Origin of the sequence: Coleofasciculus sp. A1-SPW-01 (genome assembly GCF_040217205.1) — a bacterium.
Classification (GTDB): Bacteria; Cyanobacteriota; Cyanobacteriia; order Cyanobacteriales; family Coleofasciculaceae; genus Coleofasciculus; species Coleofasciculus chthonoplastes_A.
In genome coordinates, this window is record NZ_JAVJNP010000153.1 from 1 (window position 1) to 15,637 (window position 15,637).

A 15,637-nucleotide genomic window follows, 5' to 3' on the forward strand; every position below is an offset into this window, starting at 1 on the left:
ACGAACAGACTTTTGTATTGTTCCGGCGCGGAGGGGCATCCCGTGTCGTTAATAAAGCCAAGAGTCTCCTAAACAATAGTCGGATTGTCTTGGAAGCCTACACCATACCTGTACTCAGGTTGGTGTAGGAGTATGTCACAAAAGCACTAAGTTACCTTGAGTGTCATTCCCCAATTTTTTTACGTTTAACCTGTAAAGTCAGTAATGGTTATCGAGCAATGACCCACAGGGATATTTCCCTTTTTGACTCGATGTCCTTGAATTTCAGTGTTTCCGTAGACAACAGATCCATTCTGATCTCAGCAGGTAAGCCATCAAGTTGAGGAAATGAACAATGTCTAAATCACTGTCTAAAGGGGTTGTAGACTTGGGAGTGCAATTAGTGAATGAAGAAATTGACAATGCCCTGGCAGTTTATGGTAATGAACCCTACAACGAACTATTTGCCCAGCCCGATGTACGTCAACGACTGGTTGACTACGTGATGGCGGCTATTCCTGAAACCTATACTCAGGTAAACACAACGGCGAACGGTTCTGTGCCAACGAAAATCCCTTACCATTCTTTAGAACTGCGTTTGCGGGTTGAAACGTATGCTCATTGGGGAATAGAGTATATTCTACACACTCAATCAGACTGGCATCCTCCCGCGTCCCTGCCCAATGTTCAATTCTATACCTTGCCTTGGAACTATACCCATCTTTTTGCCCCAGCTTTTTCATGAGATAAGCTGGATCAAGTCCTGTTAATTGCCCATAATAGCAATGCTGTAACAGTAGGGGTTTTAGGCTTTTTTTATTATGGGTGATTTGCTGGACATCATAATAAAACCGCGCTGCGCTAGTCTTCGTAAGTCAGTCAAACTTGGGGATAAAGCGTTTTGTTAATCCTTTATCCTGCTTCTGAGTAAGACTTTTGACCAACTGATAACGTTACTGAGGTTATTGATGATGACTCAACTCTTATACTCTCGGCTCAATGACAGTCGGAATCTCATGCTTTGTTACTATATCAATGGAACGGGCAAAACCTTAATTGCTCGGATTGCTAATATTCCAAATTGGAAATTTGAACGAATTATATTTCCCCAGGAACGTTTATTTTTTGAAGCCCCTCCCCAAGCTCAACTCGAACTTCATCGCAATGGGGAAACCGCAATGACGTTAATCGATAGTATTCCCTGTAGTTATCTAAAAGTCCGAGAAGAGAAGAGTCAAGTTCAGGAAACGTTATGGCATCAAATTGCTTGATTGCCAGAACATCCTAATTCTATAACTAGCTTTGACCTAAACTAACTTGAATTAGCGAGTATCTTAACGTATTTAGCCCGATTAACTGAAAATTTTTCCACTAAAAACGTCTCCGTAAATCGCACTTGGTTCAATTTGGCGAATAGGATTAGGGGAATCATAAACCATTAATAGCGCATCCGATTCTCCTAAGCAGGGAAACAAGGCTAAACCTTCGGCGCGATCGCATCCGGGAATAAAGGGTAAGTCAAATAGGCGTTCTAACTCTCCGGAGGCTTGCGCCGTTATACTATCGGCTGAACGGTCTAAAATAGATTTGAGGCTGAATACACGGATAGCCCCTTCTAAATCCATTGTTGGTCCAGCCAGAATCAGCAAATCGTCTCCTTGCCAACAGAGTTCCCGCACTCCTAAACCATTGAGATCGATAAAGTGCTTGAGATAGCGTTTCCCGTTGTCCCCAATGTTCTCTAGGGTTAAGATACCGGGTGCAGATTCAGCCACTTTGATTTCTAGGATAACTGCCCAACCCCGGAGAACCGGACCCCGACAACCCAAAAATACGCGATCGCCTCGCACCGCCAATCCTTCGATATCTAAGCCATTATCCTTACTGGGTAAGGGATGGGTAACAAAGGGACCTAAGTGACTATCATCGATTAAGGCATCCATGAGAATATTACTCGCCTCTGTCTTTTGCAGACAGGCGGCGGTCAATTTTTCCTCTGGATTATCCGGGAGAGAAGATACCTTTAATAATTCGCCATTCACGATAGGAATACGAGCAAGTAAATATCGATTCACATCGGTTTTAATCGTGGCAAGGCGTTGGATATCTTTTTCTACGTTTTTCCCCTTGGGTTTGCCGCGTTTGGTGCTGTGGGAACCCGTGATCCAAAGATAATTGTCGGCATAATCAATTCCTTCAATATCAATTTCATCATCTTGATTAAACAATTCGATGAAATCGGCTAGACAATAGGATTGGTGATTGCCAAAAACACAAGGTTCGATCAGCGAGAGGCGTTCCACATTTATCCCTTCATCAGAACCCAGCCACAAACTACCATCCGGTGTAAATGTGGCGGCTGAGAGTTCGTTAATCAGGTCTTCGTCTGACGAATTAAACTGTAAAAGGACGCGGCTGAGTAAAAAGGGATTAGACATAATCGGGAACTGATTGGGGAAATTAAAGATGGTAGAAACGTTGCCAGCAATATCTCTACAGGCTACATTTTACTACATCGGAGTCCAATCCTATACTTTTATTGGGCGAAATTAAGACCATGATTTGATCTCCTTGTTTTACAAGAATGACATTGGCTCATCTTCCAGGAAAGAGAATAAAACTCATCAAAACCCTTGTACCACTATCAGGAAAAATGTACCCTTGCTTCCCCAGCTTCCCCACAAGACTTATTCAGCACCCCCTACTTATCTCCCCTCACACAATGCCCGAAAATCCTGGGGATTGGCATCATTAATCGTTGGCGATTCTGAATGATGTTGTAAATAATCCTCCAACCAAGAACAACTGCGTTCGACTAAATCCGCTAAATCCAAATTCCACAAAATAACCGTCGTGTCTTGAGACGCTGATGCCAAAATATTACCATCAGGACTGAAACTGACGCCAAACACAGCATCCTGATGACCGACAAAGGAGTTAATTAAATGACCGGTTTGCCGACTCCAAAGATTAACGGTTTTGTCATCACTCCCTGATGCAATAAAGTTGCCATCGGGACTAAAAGTTACCCAATTAACTGAACCATTATGTCCCTTCAATGGACGCACTAATTTGCCCTCTCGACTCCACAGATTGACCGTTCCATCATTACTCGCTGAAGCAATCAACTCGCCATCGGGACTAAAGGTTACCCAATTCACGGAATCTGTATGCCCCCTCAATGTTTTGATCAACCTGCCGTTACGACTCCAAAGTTTTACCATTTTATCGTCAGAGGCTGAAGCAATAAAAGACCCATCAGGACTAAAACTTACGCCCCACACTGTTCCCTGATGACCGCTTAAGGTTTTCTCCAATTTGCCATCAATTTGCCATAGTTTTACTGTTTTATCCGCGCTACTAGATACGAGTCGCTGACCATCGGGACTAAAATTAACACTGGTTACTCCATCCTTATGTCCGGACAGGGTTTTCTGCCAGGTTCCATCTGGATTCCAGAGTTTAATTGTCTTATCGTCACTGCCTGTGGCTAGGGTTTCACCGTTGTCTGAAAAACTAACACTATTAACCGAATCTTGATGTGCGGCAATTGTTTTTAACAATTGCCCCTGACGAGTCCAAAGTTTCACTGTATTATCCCAGCTAGCGGTAGCAATTCTCTGACCATTGGCGGAAAAACTGACACTGCTGATGGGTTGGCTATGTCCAGGAATCGGTTGCAACATTCCTCCCTCAACTTGCCAGAGTTTGATGGTATTATCAGCACTAGCAGATGCCAAGATTTTGCCATTGGGACTGAATCCTAATCCCAGAATCGCTTTACCATGTCCCTGTAATGTGTCAATTAATGTACCATCGGGACGCCAGAGTTTAATCGTATTGTCGTCACTTCCAGACGCTATCATCTGACCATCTGGACTATAAGTAACGGCAATTACAGCATCTTGATGTCCGGATAGGGTGTTGAGTAATCTGCCATCAGTTCGCCACAGTTTGACAGTTTTATCTGCACTAGCAGAGACTAGATATTGTCCATCGGGACTAAAACTGATGTCGAGTACAGGTTGATTGTGGGCGGTTAAGGTTTCGAGTAATGTACCATCCGATTGCCAAAGTTTAATCGTTTTATCACGACTGGCGGATGCAATCAACTGACCATTGGCAGAAAAACTTACATCTAACACCCAATGATTATGACCGGAAAGGGTTTTCAGTAGCTTTCCGTCGTCAATACGCCAGAGTTTAATTGTATTATCTTCACTGGCAGAGACAAGCCGTTGACCATCGGGACTAAAGCTGATACTGTGGACGCGATCGCCATGTCCAGTTAAGGTTCTTAATAATCGACCCTCGCGACTCCAAAGTTTAATCGTATTATCCTCACTCGCCGAGGCTAATATCTCGCCCTGAGGACTGAAGCGAACTGCATACACCCCCTGATTATGTCTCCCTACTTCGTTCAACCATTCCCCTTGCTGACTCCACAGTTGAATTGTTTTATCCCTAGACGCCGATGCAATTAATTTCCCATCGGGACTAAAGCTAACGCTACTCACCCAATCATTATGTCTAGTTAAACGGTTGCGTTCTTTCACGCCATATACCACCTGTTGCAATGTAGAAATCACCCGCATCCGGGTTTCTTGCGTCACGCCTAGGGCCTGTTTTAATTCTTTAGCAGCGGATAAACTTTTCAGTAAAGCGTCAAATTTACGGTTGGACGCAACCAAGGCTTCGGCTGAAGCATTCAGGGCAATTAATCGGGCATTGGTTTCACTAAATACTGCCCGAAATACCAGTCCGACGGCAATCACCGCCAGGGTAGCTAACGTCACGCCCGCAATTCGGGCTTCTTGCAAACGGCGTCGTAGAACTTGATTCAATTTCCCCTCGGCTTGCTGTTGCTTTTCCACCGCAGCCGCATGTTTTTTCGTCGCCGCTGATAATTTAGACCGCAGGCTTTTTTCCCGAATCAGTTGTTGGATCTTATTTTGACTCTCTTTATCTTTTTGCCGCAGTTCTTCCAGTTCTTTTCGCAGGCTGTTTTGTTCGTTTTGGCGGATAAATTCTACCAGGTAATCGTGAACCAGTTGATAGCGATGGGTGGGAATTTCGGGTAACAGGAAGACTAAGCCGGATTTCTCTAATATTTCTAAGATTAAATCCAGTGGCTGGGCGTCAATATCCGATTCAATGACTAATTCAGCACGGGTTTTTAAGGGACGATTATTATTTTCATCGGTGAGAAGTTGCAAAACTAGCCAAGCCGCCTGTTCGTTTTCTGCGCCACAATCTTTTAGGGCTTTTTCCAGGAAACGTTCCGCCAGCTTTTCCACGGGTCCCCGTTGTCGATATTGTGCCAGCGTGGTGATATTTTCAGCTTGTAGCTGCGCCCCCACCACTTGCAATTCAATTGGACGAACTTCTCCCAGTTCTCGACCTAAATCTTGGACTAAGGCATCAATTAAGGCAGGTTCTAGGTAAAAATGGGCGCGTTCGGTGAGGCTTTGGATCACCGCCCGGGCATCGGGACGGGAAAAGTTACCTAACGGATAACGATTTTTGCGATCTAATATATTATTGTCGATTGCCTCTAGATTCAGTTTCTCGAAGTCTAATAAGTAGTGTAAAAAGTCTTCGCGAATGGAAATAATAACTTTGACAAAGGAGAGATCTAAACAAGTCTGGAAAAACTGATGAAATAAGCGCGTTTGCTGGGGAGAAGCATGTCCCAGGAAAAATTCCTCAAACTGGTCAAAGATTAACACGGTTAAGATATTGCGATCGGCGTTATCTCGTAACAGTGCCAGCAGTTGGTTGAGAATGGCTTGATCAGAATCTTCCTCACCTAGGCTTTCTGAGGGGGTATACGGCTCAGATTTAGACGGGGTTAACCCAGACAGGGCAGTTCTGACGCCTTTATCCAGTTCCTTAATCCAATCAGTGTACACTTGCAGTACCACAGGTAACACTAAGCGATCGCCTAATGCTCTATGCTTGAGGGCAGGAACTAAGCCAGCGGAAACGATGGAACTCTTACCGACGCCAGAAGGTCCATGAATCACCGTCAATTGACAATCCGCTCGACTTAACCGTTCAATTAAACGTTGTACATCCTGTTGACGCCCGGATGCGGCAATTTCTTGTGCCACAATTTCTTGCTGTTCGACTGGGCTTAAGGTAGGATTAGATACGGCTCGTCGAGGCTGGAGACGAGCCGCACCAATGAAGGCACGAAATCCATAGAGTTGTTCGACTGCCCCTTGTTCTTGTTTAATCTGAAAGGCTTCTAAATAACGGTGTTGCTCGAAGTACAGCCGCCGTAGGCTTTCCAGCAGATATAAGTAACGTTGGGGTTCGTAGAGATAATCGCTTTTGGCAATGGCATCCGCTAAGTCTTGACTCGCCCGGTTCAGGTGCTGGGTGGCTTCTGCCGATTGACGCAACTGATGATAGGATTTGACAACGATGAGTTGATAGAGTTGAGTCAATAGATAGGGATGTAAGCCTTGGTAGTCTTGAAGTTGATCCGAGACCGATTCTAACCGGGAGAGGGCTTGCCGTGCCCAGTGATTGGCATCATTCCAGCGCCGTTTCACGAGGGCGACTTCGGCTAAAAAGCCGTAATCTTGCGCCAGTTGGACGGGGGAACCATAGTGTTGATGTACCTGTAAGCACTGTTGGGCGACGTGTTGCAGGGAGTCCCAGCCTTCCAAATGTTGCAACACTTCCGCCTGTTGAGTAATAAACTGCGCCACTAAATCCGGACGTTCCGCCCGTTCAAACGCCTCAACCGCTTGCTGTAGATAGGGCCAAGCTTCTTCCCAGTTGCGATGTCGTTGCGCCCGATGCAAGTCTGCATTCCGACAATAACATAAGCCTAAATGAAATAGGAGAACGCCTTGACGTTCTAAGTTATTGGTGACGCGCCAATACCAAAGGCTTTTTTGATAACGGATAACGGCGGCATCGATATAATCATTGGCATAATCATATTGCCCTAAAACAAATTGCAGACTGGCTTCTAGTTCCGGCGTAATAGTTTCTTGGCGCTGTTCTAAGTCATGGAGGGCGCAGTCAAGTTCGGCGCGGGAGCGACATCCTGTGGCTAAATTGAGATTGGCATGGTGGGTACAGATACGCCACGGCGCATATCGTCCCGGAGTTCCTTTTAATACAGTTTTAAATAGAGAGTCTGCTTTTTGTTGCAGCAAATCGAGGAGTTCATCGGTAGCAATTTCAAACTTAATTGGAGTCGCCGCCCAACTGCTAAAATCAGGGGCAGAACGGACGAGTTTGTGCAATACTTCGTCATTCACCCATAAGACTAGGGGGAAGGGTAAGCGTTTGCGAAATTCATCCCGCACTTGGTTGGTGGAGGTGAGTAAATCCTCCAACGCTTCCACGGATTCTAATCCCAGGATAATTAAGGCGGGAGGGGGATCAATAAAGCTCGGATTAGCTCTAATTTTAATTTCTTCTCTCCCAGCTTCCCCAGCTCCCTCTGCTCCCCCAGCTTCCCCAGCTTCTCTATAATTCCTGTCCACATAATTCTGAATCGTGGTGTAAAGGGTGGTGACGGATTCGGGGAGAACTAATTCCTGTATTTGATATCGACCTTGAGCGCGTTCGTGCAGTTGGTGTAATATACGTTTCTGCAAACGCTTGTAATTACAGCGCACTAAGACAAGGGAGAACTCACCCTGAGAAAAGGCGATCGCGCGATCGAGGGCGTTCAATGAACTCTGATTATAGTTGGTAACGTCTTCGGGTTGTTTGGTTTCAATCATTGGGAAACGTTGTTCCTGGTTCGTCCCGCGTGGGATTGATGGCAACTGGACGACAGGGTAAAACAGCAGTGAACTTGACTTTCTTCTTTTAGTGTGATACATCACGACCGGAAAGAACAACGTTTGCTTCGGTGGGTTATCCGAATAGGGGATATCTTGGCGTTAAATGTATTGAGGGTTAAGGTGCGATCGAGGTTCCTTTGACGGCTATAACCCAACCCATTTAAAATATAGGCAAATGTGCAATGGGCGACCTGAGTAAGGGCGACCCGAGTAAATTGAATAGACGGGTATTATTAAGTAATGCAAGCGGGTCGCCCCTACCGATTATTAATTTGACCAAACGGATGATTCAGAGAAATTGACATGATCACAATTGTAGGGGCGAGTCGCTGCTTAAATGTGGAGGTATGAGAATTAACCTAACTCGACTCGCCCCAGTCTAAATGTAGGCGGCGTCAGAGCATGACCGAGGATAGGGGATGAATCCAATTAATTTGAGTTAACAGGTAAAACGAAAATGACGGCGTATACGATAGATTTTAACCCAGTTATTCAGCTAACCGATGACCAATTTTATCAATTATGTCGGGCTAATCCTGATCTGAAATTTGAACGCAATTCCCACGGAGAATTAATTATTATGCCCCCCACTGGCGGAGAAACCGGGAATCAAAACTTTGAACTTGTCATTGATTTCGGGATATGGAATCGCCAAACTCGATTAGGGGTTGGGTTTGACTCCTCTACCTGCTTTAAACTTCCTAATGGCGCTAATCGTTCTCCGGATTTAGCTTGGGTTAGACAGGAACGGTGGGATGCTTTGTCTCCAGAACAACGAACAAAGTTTCCACCAATTTGCCCCGATTTTGTTGTGGAATTGATGTCTCCTTCCGATACGTTAAAAGCCACCCAAGATAAAATGAAGGAATATATCGAGAATGGCACCCGTTTGGGCTGGTTAATTGCGCCGGAACAGAGGCGAGTAGAAATTTATCGTCCCCAGCAAGCTGTTGAAATTTTAGAGGCTCCAGATACTCTTTCTGGAGAAGAGGTGTTACCAGGATTTACCCTGGATTTACGTTCTCTTTGGTGAAAATTCTTAGTTTGTAGTAAGGGCTTTAGCCCTCAATAAGCCTAGGCGAAGAGAATTCACGGAACTCGACCCACTTACCTAGAGCCTACACCAACTGGATTATAAACATTAATGGTTGGGAGCAGGGCGGGTTTATTGAATTAGGGGGTTTGTCGCCACAGGTAACGGTAAAACCCGCCCCTACACTACCTTAGAGCCTTCTGTGCTTAAACGGCTTGAGACTCTAATGAACAAACCCGCTCATTCAGGCGTGATACGATCCTTAACTCATGGGGATAGCGGGGACGTGGATCATCCACTAACCAGATCGGGGGAACCATCATGGGTTCATAAAAGTCAATACGATGTGTGGTTCCTGGTTGTGCTTTCAATTCCACCAGAGAACCGGGTAGATATTCAAAGGCTTCATCCCAATCGATCGCTGTCTCGACATCCATAAGATTATATCAATGTGATTACCGCAACCTACCCACCGATCCACTGCACTGATCTGAGTCAAAACTCTCAGGTAGATTCTATTTCTGTATCTAATGATACTTTTTTGCGGTAATACTCGTCTATTTCTGGAGGAATAAATTTACAAATCCTGACATTCTCAGGTTTTGATGACAAGACAGCAGAACTGACGTAAGGCAGAAATAAGGCTAACAGCTCCCCCAGCTTCCCTTGACTGCACTTAGTCATCTACCCCTATGGGGGGAATTGGCGTATTCTAGTATCCGTCTATAGTAAAAAACTAAGCCTTCCCTGACTGACATTAGCTAGCGATCGCACTCACCCAGCAACCTAACCGCCTCCTCTTTCCCGGCGTGAATTAAGGACTATGACCAATGTACCCCCTCCCAGTAACGAACCGGAATCCAATTCCAATGAACAACCGGAATCTCCACCGCCTCGGCGATCGCGACGTCGGCGTTGGTTAATTGGGATCAGTATCATCCTGCTGGTGGGAATCGCTGGGGGGATGGGTTTTGCGTGGTATTTTATCCAACAGATGTTGGCACCCTTGGTGGCGAGAAACCTCACCCAACTCCTGCAACGCCCCGTGGAAATTGGCGAGGTTGAACGCTTTTCCCTGACTGGGTTGCGCTTTGATAGCGCCGCCTTACCCCCTACGGATACCGAACCCGATCGCGCCTCGATTGAAGCAGTGGAAGTTCAGTATGATTTACTTCCCCTTATATTCGACCGTCGGTTAGAATTAAACGTTACCCTAATTGAACCCGATGTCTATATCGAACAAGCTGTCGATGGATCATGGATGCCCTTGGAACTTAAAGAGCAAGGAGAACCCGGTCCAATTGAGGTAGATTTACAACAGTTAGGGGTGCGGAATGCCGAGGTGGTGCTTGTGCCTCGATCAACGGAAGGCAAACCGCAATCCCCCGTCGCGATCGCAATTCCCCAGGGGAGTAGTCAATTCTTACAAGACAATGACATCATTCGCTTCGATGTCCAAGGTGAAATCGCGAGTGGTGGAACCTTTAACCTACAGGGCGAACACCTCTTTCCCACTAGCGCCACCCACTTACAAGTTGATGGGCAAAATGTCAAGGCTAGTACCCTAGATCGCCTGATTCCCCTACCCCTAGACGTGAATGCGGGTAATGTTGGTGGGGACTTAGAAATCACGATTAAACCCGATCAACCCCTCCAGTTTCTGGGAAACGCCACCCTCAACAACGTAACCGCCCAAGTTCCCCAACTCCCCCAAGCCTTTGCCAATACCAATGGGCGATTACGCTTCAAAGAGACAACCATTCGCTTAGAAGATGTAACCACCCAATTCGGGCAAATTCCCGTCACGGCTAATGGTAGTGTGGATCTAGAGACAGGATTTAATCTCACCGCCCAAACCCAAGCGGTACAAATCAAGACCGTTTTACAAACCTTTAATCTCGAAGAAACGCCCGTTCCCCTGTCCGGAGAAGTCAAAGCCGCCCTGCTAGTCACAGGTTCGTTGACCCAACCCCTAGTGAAGGGAGAAGCCGTTACCACGAAACCGACTCAGATTGATCGCGTCACCTTCAGCACGATCAGTACCGATTTTACCCTCACTACACCCGCCCAACCGCAAGATCCCACCCGCCTCGCCGTTCGCAACCTGCAAGCCCAACCCGCCATCGGTGGCAAAATTACTGGAGAAGGTGTGATTGAACTGGGGGAAAAGGGAGGATTGCAATTTAACTTGCAAGCCAATAACCTGCCAACCACAGCACTAGCAAAAACTTACAACACCACCCTACCGATTCCCGTTGGTAACCTCTCCGGAACCGCCAAAATTTTCGGTCCCTTAGATAATCCCCAAAACATCCGCGCCACGGGAAGGGCGACGGTGCAAGCGGCTGGGGGTACAGTCACCGCGACAAATCTGCAAGTTCTGGATAATCGTCTCACCGCCTTAGTCCAAGCCCAAGGGGTGGAACTGTCCCAACTCGCGGATGTACCATCGCAATTTCAGGGGACGGTAGCGGGTCAGTTTACCCTATCAACCCCTTTGGATCAGTTTGCCTTATCCCAGATTCGCGCCCAGGGTAAGGGACGCCTGAGTCTGGCGGGGGGAACGATTGGCGTCGAGAATATCCAACTGTCTCAAGGGCGCTGGCGGGCTAATGTTGATGCTAATGGGGTGCAATTGGGAGAGTTAGCCCCGCAAATTCCGGACGCCCTACAAGAACCAATTAACGCCACGTTTGCCCTGTCTGGTTCTCTGGCAGATCCGTCTGTTTCCGGGATTAGTGGGATTGGTCAAGTGGCGCTGACAGCGGCTGGGGGACGGATTAATCTGGAGGAGGTGACTCTGGACAAGGGGCGTTGGCAAGCCCGGATAGACGCGAATCGGATTCAGTTGGCAGAATTTGCGCCTCAATTACCGCCTCAACTGGAGTCGCCGTTTAGTGGTACGTTTGTGGCGTCGGGTTCCTTAGATGAGTTTTCCCCATCAGCGATTAATGTAGCCGGTGAAGGACAACTGAATGTGGGTGGGGGAACCGTTCAGGTGTCAAATTTGGATGTAAATGCCGGTCGTTGGCAAGCTACAGTGGCGGCGAATCGGGTGGGATTGGCGGGGGTTGTGCCTCAGCTACCGTCGCAATTGTCGGGGAATTTAACCGGAATCATGAATCTGTCCGGGAGTCTGGATCAGTTAGCGCTGGAAACGATTCGGGGGGATGGGAATGCTTTAATTAACCTGGCAGGGGGTGTTGTCCGGGCAAGGGATATTAATCTCGCCGCCGGACGTTGGCAGGCAGATGTGCAAGCAGCGGGGCTGGAGTTGGCAAGGTTAGCACCGGAATTACCGCCCCAATTTGCTGGGGTGTTGGCGGGAAATTTTGACCTGTCAGGGTCTCTTGAGAAGGTAGCACTGGATCAGATTCAAGCCCAAGGTCAGGGCAGATTAGCCGTGGCTGGGGGTACGGTGAGGGCGACGGGGGTACTGTTAAATAATGGGACGCTACAAGCAAAGCTAAACCCTCAAGGGATTGAATTGGCACGGTTTGGGGAACAGTTATCGGGAACCTTAAGCGGCAATGTGGATGTCTCCACCAGTTTAGAGACATTAACCCCGGAAGCGATCGCGCGATCGCTAACGGCGGCGGGTCAACTGCGATTTAGTCAAGGATTTGCTTTAATTGACCGTCCTGTGAATACCACATTTCGCTGGACAGGTCAAGGTATAGACCTGCAACAGTTGACCGCCGAGGGACTGTCTGCTAGTGGGTTTATTGGCGTGAATCCCGCCCAGTTGGATCAGGGAATTGGGGCGGTGGGGAATTTTAACCTAGATGTGGCGGCAAATAATTTAGAGTTAACCGAACTTTCGGCGTATTTACCCCCAGCCGCAGCGGATGTGGATGTGGCGGGATTGGCGGATTTTACGGGTACAATTGCCGGGACAGTGACGAATCCTCGTGTTCAGGGGAATTTAGAACTGGAGGACTTTGCCGTCAGTGGGTTGACCTTTGAAGAGGAACTCGCTGGTTCAGTGACGTTTATACCGGGAGAGGGCGTAGACTTAGATCTACAAGGTGAGACAGATCAGATTGAATTAGCCCTGGGACCCGATTATCTTCCTGTTTCCTTTAACATTCGTCGCGGGGATGCGATCGCCACTGGGACGCGCCAGGGTAATGTGCTACGGGTGAATACAGAAAATATTCCCATCGCCTTGATTAAAGATATCGCCCCGGTGCCTGTCGCCCTGGAGACTCAACCCTTGGTGGGTGATATTTCTGGGGAAGTAGCAATTAATTTGAATACCTTTGACGTGGCGTTAGACCAAGTGGAATTAACCGGTCCCATTTTTGGCAGTCGTTTGCCAGGGGAAGCTGCACCAGGGGAAAATCTGTATAGCCTATCGGGTCGAATTACCCAAACGCCCACGGGACCTGAATTTCAAGGGACGCTGAATATTGAACAGGGGCAACTAGAAACCCTAGTCGCGGGCTTACAGTTAATCGACTTGACCACAACACCACCCACTACCCCCACCGCACCCTTGGATATCGCCCAAGTGGGAATGCCCCAAGCAAAACTGCAAACTCAACTGCGCCGTCTCTCGGAAATTGAAACCCTGCTGCGACAACGGCAACAGGCGGAGGAAGAAGCAGAGATTCTGCCGGATTTAGAGGAGTTAGATGGCACCTTTAGCGGTACGGTACGGATTAGTGGCTCGTTGGCATCGGGAATTAATGCCAAATTTGACATCGAGGGACAAGACTGGGAATGGGGTGATTATCAGGTTAATCAGGCAACGCTTCAAGGCAGCTTCCAAGAGGGGGTACTGACGCTGCTTCCGGTTACCTTGCGATCGGGAGAGAGTTTTGCTACATTTTCCGGGGCTATCGGTGGCGAAACCCAATCGGGTCAGTTACGCCTAGAAAACTTCCCCATCGCCCTAATCCGAGACGTGGTGGATTTACCGCCTGCGATCGGTCCGATTAGTGGGAGTCTGGACGCCACGGCGACGCTTTCGGGGAGTTTAGCGAATCCCCAAGCCAGAGGATCAGTGACGGTAACCGATGCGACGCTGAATCAAGAAGCGATTGAAACCTTGCAGGGAAGTTTCAGTTACAGTGATGCCCGATTGCGGTTCTTAGCCGAAAGTATACCCACAGACGAGGGTGAACCTCAATTGGTGGTTCAGGGGAGTATCCCTTACCAATTACCCGTTCCCGACGCGATCGCCCCAGAGAGTGAGGTACTCCGCCTGAGTGTGAATGTGGAAGACGAGGGGTTGGCTTTATTAAATATCCTTACCCGCCAGCAAGTTGTCTGGAGGGGGGGAACCGGAAGCGTGAATTTGGATATTCAAGGCAGCTTTGATCAAGAAGAAGGTCGTCCGAGAGGAGTGAGGGCACAGGGAACTGCGATCGTAGAAGGGGCAACAATCGCCTCCCAAGCCCTACCCGAACCGCTGACTGATGTGACGGGGGAAATTGAGTTCAACTTTGACCGGGTTGATGTGAATAGCTTGACGGCGAACTATGGTGGCGGTCAAATTACGGCAGCGGGAACCCTGCCCATCTCCCAGCCCATTCCTCAGCCAAATCCACTCACCGTAAATATTGGGGAACTAGCAATTAACCTGAAAGCCCTATATCGAGGTCAGATCCAACAAAGTCAGGTGGTGTTGACTGGGACAGCATTGAATCCCACGATTGGTGGTGAAATTAACTTAGTTGATGGTACTGTACCACTACCTGAGCAAGATGGCAGTGCGGGAACTGCTGTAGGAACTGGGGGTAATACGGAGGAGGGTATTGTTTTCGAGTTTAATGACTTAAAAATTACCCTGGTGGAAGATATTCAAATTAGAAAGGCACCAATTTTGAATTTCCTTGCCGAAGGGACTCTAATAGTGAATGGAACCTTAGAAGATTTGAGACCCGATGGGGTGATTCAGTTAACGCGGGGTCAGGTGAATTTATTTACCACTCAATTCCGGTTGGCGCGGGGGCATGAAAACACGGCAGAATTTATTCCCGGTCAAGGACTTGATCCCTATTTAAATGTACGTTTAGTCACATCAGTTGCCGAAGCGACCCAACGGCGACTCCCGACAAACGCCCAGACTGCCGAAATTGCTGATGTACCTGATTTTGAGTTGGGCGCGGTGCAAACGGTTCGGGTTGTCGCCCAGGTGGAAGGACCGGCGTCTCAACTGGAGGATCGGTTGGAATTGACAAGTACACCTGCACGCAGCGAAGCGGAAATTGTGGCGATGTTGGGTGGGGGATTTGTGGATACGTTAGGGCGAGGGAATAGTACGTTGGGGTTAGCGAATTTGGCGGGTTCAGCGGTTTTGGGACCTGTGGGTAATTTTATTGCGGATGCGTTACCGTTGAGTGAGTTTCGTCTATTTCCGACGATTATTCCTGATGATGAAGAACGGGCTTCGAGTTTGGGATTTGCGGCTGAGGCGGGGGTTGATATCACGCAAAATTTCTCGGTGTCGGTGTTGAAGGAGTTAACCACTGGGGAACCGTTCCAATACAATCTGCGTTATCGGCTGAATGATAATGTGTTATTGCGGGGGGGGACTGATTTTTCCGGGGATAGTCGGGCGATTATTGAATATCGGCGGCGATTTTAGCGCGAGGGTGTAGGGGCGGGTTTTACCGCATTGGTGTCAACTTAAGGGCTAAAAGCAGGGAGAGCGGGGGGAGCAGCTGACAGGTGTAGGTTTTTTACTCTTAGGTGGGGACAAGACAAGGAGGACAAGGATGGAAAGAAGACAAGGGGGGAAAACCGTACAGCATTTTGTTCGGTCAAGCTAACTTCTAAAAGCCGAAACGCCCTATTTTTCGTT

7 protein-coding genes are annotated in these 15,637 nt (G+C 47.9%); 4 read left to right on the plus strand and 3 right to left on the minus strand.

The window, feature by feature from the left end:
- Window positions 1–334 precede the first annotated feature (334 nt).
- Window positions 335–724, plus strand: coding sequence for a hypothetical protein (locus RH949_RS23280; RefSeq protein ID WP_006098970.1), 390 nt, complete (start codon window positions 335–337; stop codon window positions 722–724).
- Window positions 725–947: 223 nt separating this feature from the next.
- Window positions 948–1,250, plus strand: coding sequence for a DUF1830 domain-containing protein (locus RH949_RS23285; protein WP_232231638.1), 303 nt, complete (start codon window positions 948–950; stop codon window positions 1,248–1,250).
- A gap of 81 nt (window positions 1,251–1,331) precedes the next feature.
- Here the strand turns inward: RH949_RS23285 and RH949_RS23290 are convergent, their stop codons facing one another.
- On the minus strand, window positions 1,332–2,417 hold the full coding sequence (locus RH949_RS23290) for a DUF3616 domain-containing protein (RefSeq protein WP_446356494.1): 1,086 nt from the start codon (window positions 2,415–2,417) through the stop codon (window positions 1,332–1,334).
- Window positions 2,418–2,684: 267 nt separating this feature from the next.
- Window positions 2,685–7,730 (minus strand): WD40 domain-containing protein, encoded by a 5,046-nt coding sequence (locus tag RH949_RS23295; RefSeq protein ID WP_446356496.1) that lies wholly within the window; start codon window positions 7,728–7,730, stop codon window positions 2,685–2,687.
- 520 nt (window positions 7,731–8,250) lie between these two features.
- On the opposite strand from RH949_RS23295, the gene RH949_RS23300 reads away from it, so the two are divergent.
- Window positions 8,251–8,826 (plus strand): Uma2 family endonuclease, encoded by a 576-nt coding sequence (locus tag RH949_RS23300; protein WP_006098807.1) that lies wholly within the window; start codon window positions 8,251–8,253, stop codon window positions 8,824–8,826.
- 206 nt (window positions 8,827–9,032) lie between these two features.
- On the opposite strand, the gene RH949_RS23305 is transcribed toward RH949_RS23300, so the two are convergent.
- Window positions 9,033–9,263, minus strand: coding sequence for a hypothetical protein (locus RH949_RS23305; RefSeq protein WP_006098794.1), 231 nt, complete (start codon window positions 9,261–9,263; stop codon window positions 9,033–9,035).
- 386 nt (window positions 9,264–9,649) lie between these two features.
- Here RH949_RS23305 and RH949_RS23310 point away from each other — a divergent pair, with 386 nt between their 5' ends.
- On the plus strand, window positions 9,650–15,421 hold the full coding sequence (locus RH949_RS23310; RefSeq protein WP_446356499.1) for a translocation/assembly module TamB domain-containing protein: 5,772 nt from the start codon (window positions 9,650–9,652) through the stop codon (window positions 15,419–15,421).
- The last annotated feature ends 216 nt before the right edge of the window (window positions 15,422–15,637 follow it).